Annotated in this window: 20 protein-coding genes and 1 pseudogene; 14 read left to right on the forward strand and 7 right to left on the reverse strand. The window is 70.8% G+C overall.

Annotated features, from left to right (window positions below):
* Nucleotides 1–191 precede the first annotated feature (191 nt).
* Both JM949_RS20995 and JM949_RS21000 read right to left on the reverse strand, forming a co-directional pair.
* Complete coding sequence (locus JM949_RS20995; protein ID WP_203150097.1) at nucleotides 192–1,376, reverse strand: anhydro-N-acetylmuramic acid kinase; 1,185 nt, start codon at nucleotides 1,374–1,376, stop codon at nucleotides 192–194.
* A gap of 11 nt (nucleotides 1,377–1,387) precedes the next feature.
* Entirely contained in the window at nucleotides 1,388–2,131 is a 744-nt protein-coding gene (locus JM949_RS21000) for a sodium:solute symporter family transporter (protein WP_309232255.1), read from the reverse strand.
* A 106-nt stretch (nucleotides 2,132–2,237) separates the two neighbouring features.
* Between JM949_RS21000 and murQ the strand changes: the two genes are divergently transcribed.
* Nucleotides 2,238–3,131: an N-acetylmuramic acid 6-phosphate etherase gene (murQ, locus tag JM949_RS21005; protein ID WP_203150098.1), complete on the forward strand. Its 894-nt coding sequence runs from the start codon at nucleotides 2,238–2,240 to the stop codon at nucleotides 3,129–3,131.
* Between the two features lie 49 nt (nucleotides 3,132–3,180).
* Nucleotides 3,181–4,189: pseudogene (locus tag JM949_RS39865) on the forward strand (hypothetical protein).
* 55 nt (nucleotides 4,190–4,244) lie between these two features.
* Here the strand turns inward: JM949_RS39865 and JM949_RS21015 are convergent.
* The 3 genes from JM949_RS21015 to JM949_RS21025 all read right to left on the reverse strand — a co-directional run bounded on the left by JM949_RS21015 (nucleotide 4,245) and on the right by JM949_RS21025 (nucleotide 6,637).
* The gene (locus JM949_RS21015) at nucleotides 4,245–4,520 is read right to left on the reverse strand and encodes a hypothetical protein (RefSeq protein WP_203150099.1); all 276 of its coding nucleotides are present in this window, start codon (nucleotides 4,518–4,520) and stop codon (nucleotides 4,245–4,247) included.
* Nucleotides 4,521–4,533: 13 nt separating this feature from the next.
* A complete protein-coding gene (locus tag JM949_RS21020) occupies nucleotides 4,534–4,872 on the reverse strand; it encodes a hypothetical protein (RefSeq protein WP_203150100.1) in 339 nt (112 codons plus the stop codon).
* Between the two features lie 526 nt (nucleotides 4,873–5,398).
* Nucleotides 5,399–6,637: an MFS transporter gene (locus JM949_RS21025; protein ID WP_203150101.1), complete on the reverse strand. Its 1,239-nt coding sequence runs from the start codon at nucleotides 6,635–6,637 to the stop codon at nucleotides 5,399–5,401.
* 126 nt (nucleotides 6,638–6,763) lie between these two features.
* Here JM949_RS21025 and JM949_RS21030 point away from each other — a divergent pair, with 126 nt between their 5' ends.
* On the forward strand, nucleotides 6,764–7,480 hold the full coding sequence (locus tag JM949_RS21030) for an alpha/beta fold hydrolase (protein WP_203150102.1): 717 nt from the start codon (nucleotides 6,764–6,766) through the stop codon (nucleotides 7,478–7,480).
* Between the two features lie 203 nt (nucleotides 7,481–7,683).
* The gene (wrbA, locus tag JM949_RS21035; protein ID WP_203150103.1) at nucleotides 7,684–8,283 is read left to right on the forward strand and encodes an NAD(P)H:quinone oxidoreductase; all 600 of its coding nucleotides are present in this window, start codon (nucleotides 7,684–7,686) and stop codon (nucleotides 8,281–8,283) included.
* Nucleotides 8,284–8,401: 118 nt separating this feature from the next.
* Here wrbA and JM949_RS21040 read toward each other — a convergent pair whose 3' ends face one another.
* A complete protein-coding gene (locus tag JM949_RS21040; protein ID WP_203150104.1) occupies nucleotides 8,402–9,004 on the reverse strand; it encodes a class I SAM-dependent DNA methyltransferase in 603 nt (200 codons plus the stop codon).
* 216 nt (nucleotides 9,005–9,220) lie between these two features.
* Here JM949_RS21040 and JM949_RS21045 point away from each other — a divergent pair, with 216 nt between their 5' ends.
* Nucleotides 9,221–9,517: a chorismate mutase gene (locus JM949_RS21045; RefSeq protein ID WP_203150105.1), complete on the forward strand. Its 297-nt coding sequence runs from the start codon at nucleotides 9,221–9,223 to the stop codon at nucleotides 9,515–9,517.
* Nucleotides 9,518–9,655: 138 nt separating this feature from the next.
* Here JM949_RS21045 and JM949_RS21050 read toward each other — a convergent pair whose 3' ends face one another.
* Nucleotides 9,656–10,447: an IclR family transcriptional regulator gene (locus JM949_RS21050; protein ID WP_203150106.1), complete on the reverse strand. Its 792-nt coding sequence runs from the start codon at nucleotides 10,445–10,447 to the stop codon at nucleotides 9,656–9,658.
* A 215-nt stretch (nucleotides 10,448–10,662) separates the two neighbouring features.
* Between JM949_RS21050 and JM949_RS21055 the strand changes: the two genes are divergently transcribed.
* From JM949_RS21055 to JM949_RS21095, 9 genes are all read left to right on the forward strand, one after another.
* The gene (locus JM949_RS21055) at nucleotides 10,663–11,856 is read left to right on the forward strand and encodes an ABC transporter substrate-binding protein (protein WP_203150107.1); all 1,194 of its coding nucleotides are present in this window, start codon (nucleotides 10,663–10,665) and stop codon (nucleotides 11,854–11,856) included.
* Nucleotides 11,857–11,932: 76 nt separating this feature from the next.
* Entirely contained in the window at nucleotides 11,933–12,658 is a 726-nt protein-coding gene (locus tag JM949_RS21060) for a carbohydrate ABC transporter permease (protein WP_203150108.1), read from the forward strand.
* Entirely contained in the window at nucleotides 12,637–12,885 is a 249-nt protein-coding gene (locus JM949_RS21065; RefSeq protein ID WP_203150109.1) for a sugar ABC transporter permease, read from the forward strand. The genes JM949_RS21060 and JM949_RS21065 overlap by 22 nt, the downstream gene beginning before the upstream one ends.
* Nucleotides 12,882–13,712: a carbohydrate ABC transporter permease gene (locus tag JM949_RS21070; RefSeq protein ID WP_203150110.1), complete on the forward strand. Its 831-nt coding sequence runs from the start codon at nucleotides 12,882–12,884 to the stop codon at nucleotides 13,710–13,712. The genes JM949_RS21065 and JM949_RS21070 overlap by 4 nt, the downstream gene beginning before the upstream one ends.
* 7 nt (nucleotides 13,713–13,719) lie before the next feature.
* Nucleotides 13,720–14,901 (forward strand): mandelate racemase/muconate lactonizing enzyme family protein, encoded by a 1,182-nt coding sequence (locus JM949_RS21075; RefSeq protein ID WP_203150111.1) that lies wholly within the window; start codon nucleotides 13,720–13,722, stop codon nucleotides 14,899–14,901.
* Nucleotides 14,898–16,109 (forward strand): fumarylacetoacetate hydrolase family protein, encoded by a 1,212-nt coding sequence (locus JM949_RS21080; RefSeq protein WP_203150112.1) that lies wholly within the window; start codon nucleotides 14,898–14,900, stop codon nucleotides 16,107–16,109. Before JM949_RS21075 ends, JM949_RS21080 begins: the two co-directional genes overlap by 4 nt.
* Nucleotides 16,106–17,623 carry an aldehyde dehydrogenase family protein gene (locus tag JM949_RS21085; RefSeq protein WP_203150113.1) on the forward strand — a complete coding sequence of 506 codons (1,518 nt, stop codon included), beginning with the start codon at nucleotides 16,106–16,108 and terminating at the stop codon, nucleotides 17,621–17,623. The genes JM949_RS21080 and JM949_RS21085 overlap by 4 nt, the downstream gene beginning before the upstream one ends.
* A gap of 319 nt (nucleotides 17,624–17,942) precedes the next feature.
* The gene (locus tag JM949_RS21090) at nucleotides 17,943–19,199 is read left to right on the forward strand and encodes an alpha/beta hydrolase-fold protein (RefSeq protein ID WP_203150114.1); all 1,257 of its coding nucleotides are present in this window, start codon (nucleotides 17,943–17,945) and stop codon (nucleotides 19,197–19,199) included.
* Nucleotides 19,166–19,532, forward strand: a 367-nt coding sequence (locus tag JM949_RS21095) for a hypothetical protein (RefSeq protein WP_203150115.1), incomplete at its 3' end; no start/stop codon positions are given. The genes JM949_RS21090 and JM949_RS21095, both read left to right, overlap by 34 nt.

Below are 19,532 nucleotides of genomic sequence, written 5' to 3' on the forward strand. Positions count from 1 at the left end.
CTGCCTGCGGCTCGAACAGGTACGGCGAGGCGTCGTGCGCCGCGGCGAGCCTTCGGGGTAGCTCGGCGCTGGCCCGGGTCGGGTCGTCGAGGCGCGAGCGCAGCAACTCGGCGACCTCGCGGGCGCGGGCGCCGGCGGCACTCGGCGCGGGAACGGCGGTGCTCATGGGCGGGTCCTCCCGAAAAGGGTGTTCAGTCGGCCAGCGGAGACGCGACGATCAGCAACCGGCCGGGGGCGGTGTCGGCCGGCGCCGGCAGCCGCAGCGGTTGCCGGCCGGGGGTGATGCTGCCGAGCACGGAGGCGTGCCGCGCCCCGGTGCCGGAGGGCAGCGTGCCCGGCAGCCCGTGCACGGTCAGGTAGCCCAGCAGCGCGAAGGCCAGCGCCTCCTTGGCGTCCGACGCGATGCCCAGGTCGTCGCTGGAGGACAGGTGGACCGCCGGCAGCTCGTCGGCGATCATGCGCATCAGCGTCGGGTTGTGTGCCCCACCGCCGGAGACGACGAGCTGGCTGACCCCGTGTGCCCGGCAGGCGTCGGCCACCGTGACCGCCGTCAGCCGGGTGAGCGTGGCCAGCACGTCGTTCGGCTCCGGCGTGGCGGCGTCGGCGAGGGCGGCGAGCAGGTACGGCAGGTGGAACAGCTCCTTGCCGGTGCTCTTCGGGCCGGACTGCCGGTAGTACGGCTCGTCCAGCAGCCGCCGCAGCAGGACCGGGTTCACCTGCCCGGCCGCCGCGCCGCACCCGTCCCGGTCGTACTCCTCGGTGCCGCCGGTGAAGTGCCGCACGGCGGCGTCGAGCAGCGCGTTGGCCGGCCCGGTGTCGAAGGCGAGCGGGTCCGCGTCCGGCGCGACCACGGTGATGTTGGCGATGCCGCCCAGGTTCAGCGCGGCGGGAACCCCGGGCAGGCCGCGCAGCAGCAGCGCGTCGAGCAGCGCGACCAACGGCGCACCCTGGCCGCCGGCGGCGACGTCACGGCTGCGCAGGTCGGCCACGACCGGAAGGCCGGTGGCCTCCGCGATCCAGGCCGGCTGGCCCAGCTGGAGAGTGCCCCGGACCACACCGGCCTCGACCCAGTGGTGCATCGTCTGGCCGTGCGAGACGACCAGGTCGGCGTCGCCGTCGCAGAGCTGCCCGAGGGCCCGCACGCCGGCCTCGGCGAAGGCCTGACCGATGCCGGTGTCCAGCACGCAGATCGCCTCGGTGCTGGTCGGTGCGGGCGGCAGGGCGGCGGCGATCCGGGTGCGCAGCTGGTCGGGGTACGGGTGGCTGAGCCGGCCCAGTGGTCGCATCCGCACTGTCTCGCCGCTCAGCTCGAACTCGGCCGCGGCGGCTTCGATGCCGTCGTAGGAGGTTCCGGACATCAGGCCGATCACGCGCATCACGTCCTCCTTCACGCCTGGTTGGCGGGCGCCGCCGCCGGGTCGACCTCCTCGTCGGCACGCCGGTGGTCGTACGGGGTCGCCGGTGCGGCGTGGAACCGGCTCGACACCGCGCCGACGAGCAGGGTGATCAGGACGCCGATCGGCACCAGCCACTGGGCGGCGATCGCGGTGGCGACGGTGGTCCCGGCGGTCGTGACGTCGATCTTGACATAGCGGACGATGTAGGTCATCACCGCCACGGTGACGAGGAAGGCGATCACCGCGTCGACCTGGTTGGCCCGCTTGACCAGGCGGCCGAGCAGGAAGGCTCCGAGCAGCGCCCCGTAGGTGTAGCCGGCGATGGTCAGGCCGGTCAGGTAGACGTTTCCGGTGCTGGAGCTGAAGGCGCAGGCGAAGATTGCCATCAGCACCGCCCAGACCAGGGTCATCACCCGGGCGAGCCGCAGCATCACGTCGTCCGACGGGACCCTCTTGAAGAAGCTGTGGATGAAGTCGGCGACGGTGGAGTTCGACATCGAGTTCAGCGCGGACGAGAGCGAACCCATCGCCGCGCCGAGGATGCCGGCCACCAGCAGGCCCGAGATGCCCACCGGCAGGGCGTGCAGGATGAAGCTCGGGTAGAGGTTGTCGCTGCTGGACAGGCCGAGCTCCGTGAAGGTCTGACCCTTGTTGTACGACCAGAGCAGCGCGCCGACCAGGGAGAACGCCGCGAACTGGATGACCACGAAGTTGACGCACGGCGCACTCCCCACCAGCGGTTGTCAATAAGTGACGTTAGCCGAGAGTAACGCGAAACTTTTTGCCAGCGCCCGTCCGGGTGGCTACGCTGAGGCTCCAGCCTGCTGATATGGGGGATCCGTGGACCTCAGCACCCTCGGCACCGAGACCCGAAACGACAACACCACCGATCTCGACCGGATGTCGCCCACCGAGCTGCTGCTCGCGATGAACGACGAGGACCAGACGGTCGCCCAGGCCGTCCGCCGGGCCGTACCGGACATCGCGGCCGCCGTCGACGTGGTCGTGGCGTCGCTGCGCCAGGGCGGCCGGTTGATCTACCTGGGTGCCGGCACCAGCGGCCGGATCGGCATGCTCGACGCCGTCGAGTGCCCACCCACCTTCGGAACCTCACCCGACCAGGTCCTCGGTCTGCTCGCCGGCGGGGCGGGCGCGTTCACCGCCGCCGTGGAGGGCGCGGAGGACGACCCGACCCGGGCCGTCGCCGACCTGGACGCGGTCGGCCTGACCGCCCGCGACACCGTGGTCGGGCTCGCCGCCAGCGGCCGTACCCCGTACGTGGTCGGCGGGTTGGCGCACGCCCGCGCACGGGGCGCGACGACCGTCTCGGTGGCCTGCAACCAGGATGCGATGATCAGCCGGTACGCCGACGTCGCCATCGAGGTGCCCACCGGCCCCGAGGTGCTCACCGGGTCGACCCGGCTCAAGGCCGGCACCGCCGAGAAGCTGGTCTGCAACATGCTCTCCACCGCCACCATGGCCCGCCTCGGCAAGGTCTACGGCAACCTGATGGTGGACATGAACGCCACCAACGAGAAGCTCGTCGACCGGGCGCGTCGGATCGTCGCCGAGGCCGCCGACACCGACCTCGACACCGCCGCGCGGGCGCTCGCGGCGGCGCACGGGCACGCCAAGACGGCCATCGTGCTGCTGCTCGCGAACTGCACCGCCGAGGAGGCCGCGGCGCGACTGCGCGACACCGGCGACGACGTTCGGGCGGCCGTGGCCGCCTGACCAGTCGGGTCGGGCCGATCCGTCGGACCGCTTGCCTAGAGTGCGCCGCATGTACTTCGTGTGTCGCTGGCGAGAGGAATCGCCGTTCGGCAAGCGGGTCGTCGCAGTGCCCGACGCGACGGTGCTCGACTGGTCTCGCCGGGGCTGGGGCCGCGACGACCCGGAAGAGTGGATCACCGCTGAGCTGGGCGGCGACGTGTACGGCCTGGAGTCGATCCTCGAGGAGGCCCGCGAGCGGCGGCTGCCGCCGCCGGAGACCGTCGACGAGCTGCGCGCCCTGCTCGACGCGCACCTCTGGGTGGAGGGCGACGACGAGGGCTCGTTCATCCGGCTCGGTACGCACACCCTGCGGGTGCGGACGACGACGACGAGGTGGATCTGGCCTACTACTTCGTCGACCACGACGCCGCCGCCACGTCGCCCGACCGGCTCGCGTCCGCGTTGCACGACACCTGGCCGCTGCCCGCCGGGGCCGCCGGTCCCGACCCGGTCTTCCGCCACGACGTGCCGGTCCGCACCGTCCACAACGCCCCGCCCGGTCCGGAGGCGGTCTTCTCGGTTCGGCTCTGCTGGGATCCGCCGGGCACGGCGAGCAACCTGGATCTGACCGGCGCTCTGGTCTTCCCCGGCCTCACAGTGCCGGCCTTCGCCGGCGCCTGCGGGCCGTCGACGCGGCCGACACCCAGCGCTGGCCCGCCGACGCGCGGCTGCTGCGAGCCCTGGTCGCGCCGGACGAGGACGACGTCGGCCCGGCGCTGGGCCGCTACGCCCGGCTGCCCGGGTACGACCCGTCACCCGCCAACCTCGACGTGGTCTCCGTCCATCAGGAGATCCACCGGGAGACGCTGGGGCTGATGAGCCGGCAGCCGTCCGGCGGGTCGCTGATCCGGTCGGACCCGCACATCGCGCAGGTCGCCCGGTACATCGACGACTTCTTCGGGTTCGACCAGTGGTTCCTCTTCGACACCAGGTGGGCGGCGGCCAACGAGCACCTGGCCCGTTCGCTGCTGCGCTACGCCGCGCACTGGGACCCGTTCGACAGCCTCGGGTCGGCGTGACCGGGGCCAGCTCCCCGAAGCGCCCCGTCCATTGTGGACGGGGCGCTTCGTCGGGTCAGTCGAGCTGGGTGCCGGGGACCCCGCGAGCGTCGACGTCCGGCGTGGTAGCTACCTCGATCCGGGGTGACCGGTCCGGTGGAAGATGGGCGAGGTCGGCGATGACGACCACATCCACCTCCCCGTCGATCATCGTCTGCTCGACGGTCTCCCACGGCGCCCGGATGATTCCCGCCAGCCGGTAGGAATGTCGGCGAAGGTGCGTCAGGCACATCGCGACGGCGGGCTCCGACGGTTCGATGTCGGCGGGGACCCAGATGACGGCTATCTCCATGGAACTCTCCTGATCAACGTCGGGTAGGCGACTGGGTGATCAGGAGTTGCTGTGGCGGCGGGGGACCGCGCTGCACCGGGCGACCGGCGGCGTGCAGGTCGACGGGGGCGACGGTGCGCCCGTGCAGCAGTGGTGCGACGGACGGCGGACCTTCGGCCGCCGCCGGGGGAGGATCGACACCGCCGGGACCCGCTCCGGCGGGTGCGGACGCGAGTGCCAGCACGAACGCCGGTAGCCCCGCCGGGGGGCGGGTGGGCGGCTGCGGCGTCGGTTCGGTGAGCGCGCTCATCGCCGCCCGCGGCCGGTCCGACGCCCGGTTGACGGAGGTGCCGTGGGTGTCGCCACGGGACACCGTCGCCGCGCCGGGGCAGCGTCGGCGACCCGACCGACGGCGCGGGCAGCGGTACGGCCGTCGGCAGCGGCACTGTCGACCGCACCTCGACCACGGCGGGCACCGACACCTTGATGGTCTTTGGTGACGCGGCGACGTCCACCGACCGGAGGCTGGTCGGCAACGGCAACGGCAACGTCGGCGGCGATGGTGATGGCGAGCCGGCGTGGGCCGGTCCGGCGCCGAACGCCACCGCCCCGAACGCCGCAGCCCCGAACGCCACCGCCCCGAGCGCCACGGCGGGCAGGTGGTGCCTCAGGCGCATCGCGCAGCGGCTGCCGGCGGCCGTGTCGTCAGCCCGGCCCGGTCCGGTCCACCACGTCGGTGCCGCTGGCCGGGCGGTTGCTCCTGGCCTCCCGCCGTTGCCTCCATGCGCGGGTTCTTGCCCCCGGGATGGTCGGGCTACACCTGCTGTCGATGTCACCGTCGTCGATGCGCTGGTCCGCTCGGCGTCCCGACGCGGCGGCTCGCCGTACCGTTTCGCGGGTCACACGGGTGCCCGCGCGGGCGTCGGAGCGCTGTCGAGGGGCAGGTCGCGCATCCGGCGGATCGGGGTCGACAGATAGATGATCGGGGAGAGCACTGTGAACGCCCCGAAGATCAGCAGGGTGGTGCGGGCACCGAGCGGTCCGGCCAGGACGCCGGCCAGCAGACCGCCGAGCGGGATGGCGCCCCAGGAGACGAACTTGACCGTGGCGATCACCCGGGACAGCAGCTCCGGCGGGCTGGCGAGCATCCGGTACGTGCGGGTGGTCACGCTGAGCACCACTGTGGAGCCGGCGAAGACGAGGTTCCCGACGGCGAAGGCGAGGTACCCGGTGGTGCCGGTGCCCAGCGGGATGACGAGCGCGCCGGCCACGCCGACGAAGGCGGCGATGATCAGGCCGCGTGCGGTGCCGACCCGATCGGTGAACCGGGTCGTCAACGCGGCGCCGATGAGCGTGCCGAGGCCGTCGGCGGCGAGCAGCAGCCCGAACAGGAGCGGCGATGCGTGCAACTCGCGCACCAGATAGAGCGGGAAGAGCGCGAGCATCGCGCCGTTGACGAAGTTCGTCGCGGTGGCGTCCCACATGGCCGGCCCGATGATCGGGTGTCGGAGCACGAAGTGCCAACCCTCGCGGATCATGGTGGCCATCGGCGGACGCTCGGCCGGCCGCTGCACCCGCCGGGCCGGCAGGGTGCGCAGCAGGACGGCGGAGACCAGATAGCTGACGGCGTCCACGAACAACGTCGGCACCGCACCCAGCAGCTGCACCGCGAGCCCGCCCAGGGACGGTCCGCCCAACTGGGTGGCGGCGTGGGTGCCGGAGTTGAGGCTGTTGCGCGACTGTAACTGCGCCGCCGGCACGATCTCCGGCAGGAAGGTCTGGTTCGCCACGTCGAACAGCACGTTGGCGAAGCTCACGACCAGGGCGACCACTACCAGTTGGGCCACGGTCAGGGCGTCGAACCACCAGGCCAGCGGAACGGACGCGATGGCGAGGGCGCGGATCAGGTCCAGGGCGACCTGCATGCCGCGCAGCGGCATGCGCTGCACGACCACCCCCGCCGGCAGACTGATCAAGAGGTACGCGAGATAGCCCGCCGCCGTGATCAGACCCATCTCGAAGGCGGACGCGTCCAGCACGGTCAGCGCGGTCAGGGGTAGGGCCACCCCGCCGACCGCCGAGCCGAGGTGACTCGTCGTGCCCGCGGTCCACCAGCGCCAGAATGTAGTAAGTCTCATAATGGAACTGACTATAGGGGTCTCGGTGCGAGGAGTCGACAGCGCGTTTCGCGCTCGCGGAACGGGTATCCAGGCGTACCAGCGCGACCGGTGACAACGGCTTCACGGAGTGGGGGAGCGCGACTCATGGCAGATCAACAGCCCACAATCGTCCTCGTGCACGGCGCCTTCGCCGACTCGTCGAGTTGGAACGGTGTGATCGAGCGGATGGGCGCCGCGTACGACACGGTGGCCGCTGCCAACCCGCTGCGCAGCGTCGCTGGCGACGCCGCGTACGTCCGGGATGTCGTACGGGGGATCGGTGGCCCGGTCGTCCTGGTCGGCCACTCGTACGGCGGCATGGTGATCACGCAGGCCGCGGCGGGCGACCTGTCGGTTCGGGCCCTCGTGTACGTGAACGCCTTCGCCCCGGAGGACGGCGAGTCGGCGCTGGAGCTGTCCGCGAAATTCCCCGGCAGCACGCTCGCCGACACGCTGGTGCAGTATCCGGTGTCGACCGGTGGCAACGAGGTGGCGATCAGTCAGGAGGCCTACCACGCGCAGTTCGTCGCGGACGCGTCGGCGGACCTGGCCGCGCTGATGGCCCGGACCCAGCGGCCGATCACCGAACAGGCGCTGGGTGACAAGCTTTCCGGAGAGCCCGCCTGGCGATCCCTGCCCAGCTGGTTCGTGTTCGGTGACGCCGATCGGAACATCCCGGCGGCCTCGCACCGGTTCATGGCCGAGCGGGCCAACCCCCGTGGGCAGCGCGAGGTGGTCGGCGGTTCGCACGCCATGGCGGCGGTCCGGCCGGGTGAGGTCGCCGAGACGATCATCGAGGCGGTCCGGGGCGTGAGCGGCTGACCCGGTCGAGCGGACAGTGGCCGGCGCCCGGCTCCGTCGCCCCACTCGGCGGAGCCGGGTTCGGCGGGGAGCTGGTGGTGTGCTCCGTCACCAGGGCGGGTCAGCCCGGGCGGTTGGGGGCGACACGGGGTAGCTGCTAAGGTCAAGATTGTTGCCGCCGCAAAATTACCAGCGGCAACTATCTTCGAGAGAAGGATGCCCCGATGACCAAGCTCTCCGTCATCTACTACTCGTCCACCGGCACCCTGCACGCCATGGCGAAGCGCCTCGCCGAGGCGGGCGAGAAGGCCGGCGCCGAGGTGCGGCTGCGGCAGGTTCCGGAGCTCGCCCCGGCCGAGGCGATCGCCTCCAACGCGGCCTGGAGCCAGCACTTCGACGCCACCAAGAACGAGCCGAAGGCCACCGCCGACGACGTCGTCTGGGCGGACGCGGTGCTGTTCGGCACCCCGACCCGCTACGGCAACGTGGCCAGCCAGCTCAAGCAGTTCCTCGACACCCTCGGTCCGCAGTGGGCGCAGGGCCTGCTCGCCGACAAGGTGTACGCCGGCTTCACCGCGTCCATGACCGCCCACGGTGGTCAGGAGTCGACGCTCCTCGCGCTCTACAACACCATCCACCACTTCGGCGGCCTGATCGTCGCCCCGGGTTACACCGACCCGCTGAAGTTCGCCGACGGCAACCCGTACGGCGTCTCGCACGTCACCGGCGGAAACAACGACGCCCCGCTGGGCGACGCGCAGTTCGCCGCCCTCGACCACATGGCCGGGCGGGTCGTCAAGGTCGCCGGGAAGCTCAACGCCTGACTGGCGTCGGCCGCCACCGTGCGGCCGCCAGTCCGCGGGTCCTCAGTTTTCATGGCCGTCTACCCCGCGGGGGTAGACCGGCCCATGGCTGCTTACCGACGGCACGGGCAGCCGGAGCTCACACCGCGATCGCCGCCATGGCGGCATGCGGTCGGTGCTTGTCGTCACCGGCCCGTCGAAGGCGCTCGACCTCCCGGAAGCCGGCCCGGGCGAGTCGCTCGGCGAACTCGTCGAGCGACCAGCGGTAGGCGGTGACGACCTTGTGGTCGAAGGCGCCGACGGCGTCGGCGTCGAAGACACCCAGCACCAACCGCCCGGCCGGGGCCAGCACCCGCCGGAACTCGTCGAGCACGGCACCGAGGTCCTGCGGCGGTAGGTGGATCAGCGAGTACCAGGCCAGGATGCCGCCGACGGAGTGGTCGGCGGCATCGAGGCGTTCCATCGACCCGAGCTGGTACTCGACGCCCGGGTGCGTTGCCCGGGCGTGCGCGATGAACTCGGGGACCAGGTCGAGCCCCGACGCGTCGACGCCCAGCGAACGAAGGTAATCGGTGAGGTGGCCGGGGCCGCAGCCGAGATCGAGCACCGGGCCGGGCCGACCCGCCAGGTGTCGCTGGATGAAGGCGAGGTCATCCGGATCCACCTGCTGCGTGGTGCCGAACAAGCTGATGTAGAGCTCCGCGACGGACGTGTATGCCTGCTGTACCTTCTCCGTGTCCACCGAGGGACTATACGAGCTCAGATGGACGGCTCCCGCATCGCCGGAACGCTCGACCTGACCCGGATCGGCGTCGGTAACGCTCAGCTTCCGGCCCGGAACATGAAGGTGTAGAGATGACGGCCAATCGGGCAGTTGCCGCGCTGGTCGATGGATGGGTCGCCTGATCGTGTCGATCGCGGTCCGCGCGTTCCGCCGGGGCGTGCAAGGATTTCCGACGTGGCAGACACCGGGTCGGCACTTACCGACATCCGCGCCCGAATCGACGAGCTGGATGGTGAACTCGTCGGGCTGCTCGCCCGGCGGGAGGCCCTGGTCCGGCAGGCGGCCCCGCTCAAGAGCGACCAACAGGCGGTCCGCGCGCCGGAGCGGGTGGCGCAGGTGGTCGCCCGGGTCCGCACGCTGGCGAGTCGGGCCGGCGCCGACCCGGACGTGATCGAGCGGATCTACCGGGGCATGATCCAGGCCTTCATCGACCTGGAGACCGACGAGCACCACCGGCGGGCCGGCGGCTGAGCGCCTGGCCATCCGAGCGGTGCGATCGACTCGCGTTCCTTGAAGTCGCGGTATCCGGGCGGAAGGGATGCCGCGTTATCAAGGAAACCGAGTCGATCAACGGCTCGGCGGGGGCCGCTGCGACCGGCCGCCCACGGGTTACGGCGCCGCCAGCTCGGCGCCGTCCGGGCTCGCCTCGCGCGGCGGTAGGTAGCCGAGCTCGTACGAGATCCGGTTGGCGGTCTCCAGGAGTGCCGGCAGGTTGCTCTTGAGCTGGTCGAGGCTGGCGATGACCTCGATCGCGGTGATCGAGGCGGCGGCGATGACCTGCCCTCGGGAATCCCTGATCGGTGCGGCCACGCACATCACGTAGGCGTCGTGCTCGCCGTTGTCGGTGGCCCAGCCGCGCTCCTGGATGCGGGCGAGTTCGGCTTCGAGCGAGTCGTGGTCGGCCACTGTGGTGTCGGTGAATCGCTCGAAGACGACGTGCGAGAGCAGGCGGTCGCGCTCCTCCCGGGGCAGGTAGGCCAGGATCGTCTTGCCGACGGCGCTCGCGTAGATCGACACCGCGCGGCCGACCCGGGACGGCAGCTTGACGGCGTCGAACGCCGGACTGTCGACCTTGTCGATATAGATGATCTCGTCGCCGGTCAGCTGGGCCAGGTGCACGGTGTGGCCGGTTTCGCGTTGCAACCCGCGCAGGTGTGCGGCGGCGGGCTGGCGCAGGTCCATCGAGCCGAGCGCGAGCTCGGACAGCTCGATCAGCCCGCTGCCGAGCACGTAGGTGCCCGCTCCGGTTCGGCGGACGAAGCGCGCGGATTCCAGTGTCTGCAGGATCCGCAGTGCGGTGGACTTGTGCACGCCGAGCACGTCCGCGGCCTCGGTCAGCGACAGCGGGTGCTCCGCCGATCGACGGATCAGGTCGATCGCGCGGCGAATCGATTGCGCCAAGGCTGACTCTCCCCTCAAGCGACGGGCGCCGCCGTCGTGGTCATTGCATCATGTGCAATCTACTTGACTCGATGCGCAACCGCCACTTGACAGCGTTGCACATGGCGCTACGATCGTTGCAATTTCATCCTCTGACTCAGCCTCGTAACAGTGGAGTAACGATGGGTAATCAGCGCTCTCACTTCGGCATTGCCAGGGCGACGTGTGCCCTCGGCTTGGTTGCCGCTCTCCTGACCGGTTGCGGCTCCGACGGTGAGTCCAGCGACGGCGTCACCAAACTGACCTTCGCCGCCTCGACCTTCGGCGACCCGGGCCGCGGGCCGCTGCTGACGAAGTGGCTCGACGAGTTCAACCAGAGCCAGACCAAGGTGCAGGTCTCCGCCGCCGCGGTGCCGTACCCGACCTTCGGCCAGACCGTGCTCACCCAGATGGGCAGCGGCAAGGGCCCCGACCTGGTCCGCTTCGACATGCCCGAGTTCGAGGCCGCCTCGGACGCCGGCCTCGTCGCACCGCTGGACAAGCTGGTCGACGTCGGCAAGTACGACCTGCTCAAGCAGCCGGACCAGTTCATGGTCCACGATGGTGTCCGGCACGGCGTCATCTTCGAGGCGTCGAACTACGCGATGTTCTACAACGCCGACCTCATCCCGACGCCGCCGTCGACCTACGAGCAGTTCGCCTCCACCGCCAGGTCGCTGACCAAGGGCGACGTCTTCGGCCTGGCGTTCCGTCAGACCGAGGCCGAGGAGGCCGGCGTCTGGCAGGACATCTTCAACTACGTGTACGGCTTCGGCGGCGCGTGGTCCGACGGCAAGAACCTGACGATCAACTCGCCGGAGAACCTCAAGGGCCTCCAGGCGTTCAAGGACCTGTACGACGCCAACGTGATTCCGCGCGGAGCGGACGCGGCGACGTTCCGGCGGATGTTCGCCGAGGGCAAGGTCGGGATGGAGCTCAACAACGGCGGGTACGTGACCGCCACCCGCGGCCAGAACGCGAAGCTGAACTTCAACGTCGCGCCCATCCCGTTCCCGGTCCGCAAGCAGGGCGCGATCCTCGCCCCGATCGTGATCAACGAGGCGAGCGAGGGCAAGGACGAGGCGGCCACCTTCATCAAGTGGGCGCTGGAGCCGCAGAACCAGGTCAAGCTGCAGGAGATTCTCGGTGCGAGCAGCGTGGCCACCACCACGCAGCGCAGCGCGGAGAAGCTCAAGGAGACCCCGTTCCTCACCGTCTTCGACGGGCTCACCGAGACCAGCCTGCCGCAGATCGTGCTGGGCTTCGAGGCCAAGACGCCGGACATCCGCAAGGTGGTCGTGCAGAACGTGGTCGCGGCGCTGCAGGGCAAGACCGACCTCAAGTCGGCGCTGGATCGTGCCCAGCAGCAGGCGACCGAACTGGTCCGCTGACCGCTCGACACGGCGACGCTGCCGGCGTGACGCCCCGTGCGCCGGCAGCGTCCTTCCCCACGAAGGATCTAACCCGATGACTGTGGTCGAGCAGACCGGAGCACCGAAGACAACACCCCCGGGCCGGCCCCGGCGTCGGCCCAGCCCGCTGGGTAGCAAGTGGACGCCGTACCTGTTCCTGGCCCCCGCCGCCCTGTTCATCCTGGTCTTCCAGGCAGTACCCCTCGTGCAGGAGGTGTACCTCAGCTTCACCAGGACGAGGTTGCTCAACCCCACCCGCAGCGAATGGGTCGGGCTCGACAACTACCACCGGGTCTTCGGCGACCCGGAATTCCACCGCACCCTGCTGATCACCTTCGTCTACGTGATCACCTGTGTCGTTGTCGCGATCGGTGCCGGGCTCGTCGTCGCGCTCCTGCTCAACCGGAAGTTTCGGGGCCGTGGCGTGGCCCGGGCGCTGGTGACCGTCCCCTGGGCCGCTCCGGGCATCGCGGTCGCGCTCATCGCCACCTGGATGCTCAACGCGCAGTACGGCATCGTGAACCGGTTCCTCGACGCGGTCGGGCTCGGAGTGCCAGGCGGCGCCATCCTGGACAGTCCGCGCTACGCGCTTCCGGCGGTGCTCGCGACGACCATCTGGCAGCTGTTCCCGTTCACCTCCGTGGTGCTGCTCTCCGCGCTGCAGTCCGTCCCGCAGGACCTCAACGAGGCGGCGACCGTGGACGCGCGGGACGGTGGGCCACCTTCCGCGCCGTCACCTGGCAGGTCATCAAGCCGACAGTGGGTCTGCTGGCGCTGCTGATGACGATCTGGTCGCTGCGGCGCTTCGAGCTGATCTGGCTGATGACCAAGGGCGGGCCGGTCGGTGCCACCGAGACGCTCGTCATCGACCTCTACTCGCAGGCCTTCGACTCGAAGGAACTCGGATCGGCGGCGGCCATCGGAATGGTCGGCGTCGTCATCTCGCTCATCGTCATCATCGGCAGCCGCCTGGTCGCCCGTGCCGTGGAGAAGGGGGACGTCCGATGAGGCGTTTCCGGTTCGGTGTCACCGCGCGGATCGTCGCCGTGCTCGTCGTGCTGGGCGTCGCGGTGTTCCCGCTGTACTGGATGTTCGTCACGGCGCTGTCCAGCAACAGCGACCTCTTCGCCGACCAGCCCCGGCTCACGCCGGACCTCGGCCAGTTCGGGGTCTTCGTGGATGCGCTGGCCGAGGGCAAGGCGGCCGGGTGGCTGCTCAACAGCCTGATCATCGCCGTCGGCACGATGGTCATCTCCGTCGGCCTGGGCATTCCGCTCGGCTACGCGCTGTCCCGGTTCTCGTTCTGGGGCAAGGCCGTGCTGACCGTCGTGCTGCTGTTCACCCAGATGCTGCCCGAGGCGCTCATGGTCGTTCCGCTGTTCGCGCTGTTCCGCCGGTTCGAACTGCTCGACTCGCTGGCCGGCCTGGTCCTGGTGAACTCCGCCTTCGTCCTGCCGATCGTCGCGCTGATCCTCAAGGGCGCCATCGACGGCATCCCGAAGGAGCTGGAGGAAGCCGCCCGCGCCGACGGCGCCCGGCCCTTCACCACCCTGACCCGCATCAACATGCCGTTGATCGCGCCGTCGATCGCGGCCACCGCGGTCATCGCCTTCTTCCACGCGTGGAACGAGTACGTGTTCGCCGTGACGTTCATCTTCAACCCGGAGTTGCAACCGGCCTCGGTCGGCATCGCGAACTTCATCGGCGAACTGGGTACCCCGATCCAGACGGTGATGGCCGTTGCCTTCCTGTTCACGCTGCCCGCCGTCGCCTTCTACCTGTTGGTGCAGAAGTACGTGGTCTCCGGCATGACCGCCGGCGCGGTGAAGGGTTGAGTCGAAGATGAAGATCGTCTCCGTCGACACGCTTGTCGTCGACTTCTACCGCACGAACCTCGTCATCGTGCGGGTCCACACCGACGAGGGGATCGTCGGGCTCGGCGAGGCCACCCTGGAGGGCAAGGAACGGGCCGTCCAGGGTGCGATCGCCGAGCTGGCCGAGGCCGTGGTGGGCCTGGACCCGACGAGCATTTCGAAGATCCTCTACGAGCTGGCCCGGGACTGGTACTGGCGCGGCGGGCCGGTCATCATGACCGCGTTGAGCTCGCTGGAGATGGCTCTCTGGGACATCTCGGCGCGCGACCTCGGCGTACCGGTGTCCCGGCTGCTCGGCGGTGCCACCCGGGACCGGGTCCGCGCGTACGCCAACGGTTGGTTCTCCGGCGCCGTCACTCCAGAGGACTACGCCGACGCCGCGCGCCGGACGGTGGAGTCCGGCTTCCGCGGTCTCAAGTGGGACCCGTTCGAGAACTACGACCTCACCATCAGCACCCAGCAGCTGGATCGGGTGCTCGCACAGATCGACGCCGTCCGGGGCGCGGTGGGCCGCGAGGTGGAGCTGTTCGTCGAGGGGCACGGCCGCTTCGACGTCCGGCACGCCATCAAGGTCGCCAAGGAGATCGCCCAGTTCGACCCGGTCTGGTTCGAGGAGCCGTGCCCGCCGGACAACCTCGACGCCCTGGTCGACATCCGCCGCGCGTCGCCGGTGCCGATCGCCGCCGGGGAGCGGTGGTACGGCCGGCAGGGCTTCGCCCCGGCGCTGGCCCGCCAGGCGGTCGACTTCGTCCAGCCCGACGTGACGCACGCCGGCGGGATCGCCGAGCTGGCCTTCATCTCGACGCTCGCCGCGACCAGCTACGTGGGCTTCGCGCCACACAATCCGAGCGGCCCGTTGAGCACGGCCGCGACGCTGCAACTCGGGGCGACACTGCCGAACTTCCGGTACCTGGAGATCATGGCGACCGACGTGCCGTGGCGTCCCGAGATCACCAACGAGCGGCTGGTGTTGACCGACGAGGGTGACATCCTCGTCCCGACCGGGATCGGGCTGGGCATCGAGGTGGACCTCACCGCGATCGAGCGGCACCCCTTCACACCCCACCCGATGCGGATGTTCCGGGACGCCGTCTACGACATCCGGCCCCGCGACGAGCGGTCCTTCTTCAATCTGGGAAGCGGCTCATGACCGTGCCACGGCCCCGCCGGGTGGCCACCGACGCGGACTGGGTCGGGACCGCCGCCGAGGCGCTGCCGGACGACGCCGACCGCGGTGTCCTCGTCGGGCGGATCTGGGACCCGTCCGCCGGCGGCCCCTCGCCGGTGGCCGTGCGCGACGGCCAGGTCATCGACCTCAGCCACCGGTTCGCCACCGTCCGGGACATCTGCGAGCTGCCGGACCCCGCCGCGACGGTGGCCGAGCTCGACGGCACGCGGGTCGGCGACTTCGCGGAGCTGCTGGCCAACACGGGCGCCGCGAGTCGCGATCTCAGCCGGCCCTGGTTGCTCGCCCCGGTCGACCTCCAGGCGCTCAAGGCCGCCGGGGTGACCTTTCCGGTCTCGATGATCGAACGGGTCATCGAGGAACGGGCCCGGGGTGATCTGGCCCTCGCGGCGGACATCCGGCACCGGATGCTCGCCGACGTCGGTGTGGACCTGCACCACCTGGAACCGGGCTCGGCGGAGGCCGACCGGCTCAAGCGGCTGCTGGTCGCCGAGGGCATGTGGAGTCAGTATCTGGAGGTGGGCATCGGCCCGGACGCCGAGATCTTCACCAAGGGCCAGGTCCTCTCCGCCGTCGGCACCGCCGTACCGGTCGGCGTGCTCGCCGCGTCGACCTGGAACAACCCGGAACCCGAGGTGACGCTCATCGTCCAGTCCACCGGACGGATCGTCGGCGCCACCCTCGGCAACGACGTGAACCTGCGCGACATCGAGGGCCGCTCGGCGCTGCTGCTGCCGTTGGCGAAGGACAACAACGCCTCCTGCGCGCTCGGCCCGCTGATCCGGTTCTTCGACGACAGGTTCGGCATGGACCAGGTCCGCCAGCTGGAGGTGAGCCTGGAGGTTCGCGGCGTGGACGGCTTCCACCTGGAGGCGGTCTCGGAGATGACCCAGATGTCGCGCGATCCGGAGGACCTGGTGCGGCAGTTGATCGGCCCGCACCACCACTATCCCGACGGGGCCGCGCTGATGCTCGGCACCATGTTCGCGCCGATCCAGGACCGGGACCGCCCCGGTGAGGGCTTCACCCACAAGATCGACGACGTGGTACGGATCAGCTGCCCGGCGCTCGGCACCCTGGTCAACCGGGTCCGGCACGCGGAGGAGTGCGAGCCCTGGCACTTCGGCGTCCGCGATCTCATGGGCAATTTGGTAAGGAGAGGACTGCTGTGAACGTGGTCAACACGGTCGACCCACGCGACGGACGCCGTCGCGCGACGGAGCTCACCGAGACCGACGAGTCTCGGCTGGAGGCGATCGCCGAGCAGGCGTCCCAGGCGGCGCGGTGGCTGTCCGACCTGGGCAGGCTCCGCAGAGCGGAGCTGCTGGACGCGATCGCCGCCGAGCTGGAGTCCCGCCGGGCGGACCTGATCGCCACCGCGGAGGCGGAGACCGGGCTGAGCCACCCGCGCCTCGACGGCGAACTCACCCGGGCGGCGGTCCAGTTCCGGATGTTCGGCGAGGTGCTGCGCGATGGGGCGTACGTCGAGGCGGCCATCGACCACGCCGCCGACACACCCCTCGGGCGCGGCCCGGACCTGCGCCGGATGCTCGTACCCCTCGGGCCGGTCGCCGTCTTCGGGGCCAGCAACTTCCCGTTCGCCTTCTCGGTCGTCGGTGGTGACACCGCCGCCGCGCTCGCCGCCGGGTGTCCCGCGGTGCTGAAGGCGCACCCGTCGCACCCGCTGACGTCGCACGCCTCCGCCGAGGCGATCGGGGCGGCCATCCGCGACCTGGGCGGGCCGGCGGGGGTGATCGCGACAGTGTACGGGGAACCGGCTGGCCGGTGGCTGGTGCGGCACCCGGCGATCCGCGCGGTCGCCCTGACCGGCTCCGTCGGCGCCGCCCGCGCCATCCAGGCGGCCATCGACGAACGGCCCGACCCCATTCCCCTGTACGCCGAACTGAGCAGCGTGAACCCCATCGTGATCCTGCCCGGCGCGGCGGACGACCGGGCCGACGAGATCGCCGAGGGGTTGTTCGGCTCGTTCACGAACTCCGGTGGTCAACTGTGCACCAAGCCCGGGTTGGCGTTCGTCCCCTCGGGCGCGGGCGGTGATCGGCTGCTGGAGGCGCTGCGGGGGAGGGTCGCCGCCGCCGGCGGCGCGGTCCTGCTCAACGAGCGCATCCGCGACGGGTACGAGCAGCGGGCCGCGGAGTTCGAGCGGGCCGGCGCGCGTGTGTCGGCGCGGCCCGAGGTGGACCGGGGCGATGGCTTCGTCGTCGCGCCGACCCTGCTGGAGGTCGACCTGGTGGGCCTGACCGCCGAGATCGCCGACGAGTGCTTCGGCCCGCTCATGGTGGTGGTGCGCTATGACGACGCCGCCGACCTCGACGCGGCGCTTGCCACCGTGCCGCCCTCGCTGACCGGCTCCCTGCACCACGGCCCGGGTGACGACGCCGATGCCGTGCGCCGACTGGTCGACGGATTCGCCGGCCGTACCGGGCGCGTGGTCTTCGACGGCTATCCCACCGGCGTCCGCGTGTCGTGGGCCCAGCACCACGGTGGACCCTGGCCGTCGACGAACGCCGTGCACACCTCGGTGGGCGCCACCTCGATCCGACGGTTCCTCCGCCCGCTCGCCTGGCAGGACGCGCCGGCCTGGCTGCTGCCCGAGGAGCTGCGCGACGAGTACGCCGCCATTCCCCGCCGGGTCGACGGGAGGTTGCAGCCGGTAGTGGGGTAGCCGCCTCGCCACACCATTGCGACGTGCCTTTTCCGGCCGGCGCGCGGATTCCTTGACGACCTGACCCGATAATGAATTCGCGCGCCAGTCGGCTGGCGCGGCTCGATTCTGCCCGGAATTACCGCGACGTGATCCTGCGGAATAGCACCCCTCGACGGCTTGACCAATCAATGCAATTCATGGTTCGGTTTTCGACAGGCAGCGGTGTTAGCGCTCGCATCGCCGAATTGCCCGTCAGTGGTATCCCTTCACCTCACCATCGAATGGTCGGTCGGCCGCTCGGTGCGGTCTGACCACACGCCGAAGAGGGAGCAGGAACATGCCCGTCGCACCTCCCCGTCCGCTGATGCCGGCACGACCGCGCCGGCTGATGCTCACACTGCTCGCCGCCGTCACCGTCGCGGCCGCTACGGCCGCCGCCCCCGCGGCGTCGGCCGCGCCGCCGGCACCGCTGGGCCCGACCGTCACCCGCACCGACAGGCCGCCGACCGGGTACGAGGTCACCTTCCGGTACCGGGCGCCGGCGGACGTCCAGCAGGTCCACGTCTACGGTGACTGGTTCTACTCCCGGCCGGAGAACATCGCCTGCCAGGACTGCGGCGACGCCCGGCCACCCGCGCAGTGGCAGCCCGGCGACGTCGCGGCCACCCCGTGGCACATCCTGCCGATGCGCAAGGGCCCGGACGGGGTGTGGACGTTCAGCACGCCGCTGCCGGCGGGCACCTTCCGCTACGCGTTCACCCACGACTGCGCCAACGAGCTCGCCACCGGCTGCGAGCTGCACGACGACCCGGCGAACCGGTGGCAGATCCAGCCGCAGTACCCGGGCGCGCCCGGCGCGGTGCGCAGCACGATCTACGTCCCGGCCAGCAAGAGGTTCCCGACGTACGACACCGGCTACCAGGCGCCGGTCGCCCGCGTCGGCAAGCTGGAGTCCCGGCGGTACCCCTCACCGCTGTCGACCAACCCGGCCGGCGTGCACGACGTCGTCGTCTACACGCCGTACGGCTACGACCCGGACCGGGCCGAGCCGTACCCGACCCTCTACCTGAGCCACGGCAGCGGTGACCACTCCACCGCCTGGACGATGCAGGGCGTGGCCCACCTGATCCTGGAGAACGCCGTCCGGGACCATGCCGCGCAGCCCATGGTGATCGTCTCCACCGACTTCAACGGCCTGCCCGGCGGCAACGAGGGCTACGTCAACGAACTGCGGAACAACGTCTTCCCGTTCGTCGAGCAGAACTACCACGTCTCCAGCCGGGCGCAGGACCGCGCGTTCGCCGGCTTCTCCGCCGGTGGCAGCCGGGCGTACACCATCATGTACGACCACACCGACCTGTTCGGCTACCACGCGGCCTGGAGCGCGGGCGGCCCGGCAGCCACCGCGGCGCAGGTCGACAGCATGAAGGCGGTGGCCGGCGGCATCATGATCGGCACCGGGCTCCAGGACCGGCTGGGCAACATCGCCGAGAACTCCCAGCGCAACGCCGCCGCGCTGCGGGCGCCGGGGTCGAGCTGGACGAGTTCAACGTGCCGGGCGTGCACACCTGGCACGTCTGGCGTCCGCTGCTGAACCACTACCTGCGGACGCTGACCTTCCGGGCCACCACGACCGAGCTCGACGTCGCGACCGCGTCGGCGGGCGCGTCGCACCGCACCAGGGTCACCGCGACCGCGACGGTGGGTGCGGTCAGCACCAGCACCTCCGCCCCCGCCGGCACTGTCGACTTCTACGCGGGTGACCAGCGCATCGGGTCGGCCCGGGTGCACCACGGTGTGGCCCGGCTGACGACGACCGTCCACGGTGAGCTGACCGCGCCGGTGTCGCCCGCTACCAGGGCGACAAGCTCTTCAACGAATCCCAGAGCGCGCGGTGGACGCCCGGTAGCACCCGGCTGCGGCCCCG

Source organism: Micromonospora tarensis (assembly GCF_016803395.1).
Taxonomy (GTDB): domain Bacteria; phylum Actinomycetota; class Actinomycetes; order Mycobacteriales; family Micromonosporaceae; genus Micromonospora; species Micromonospora tarensis.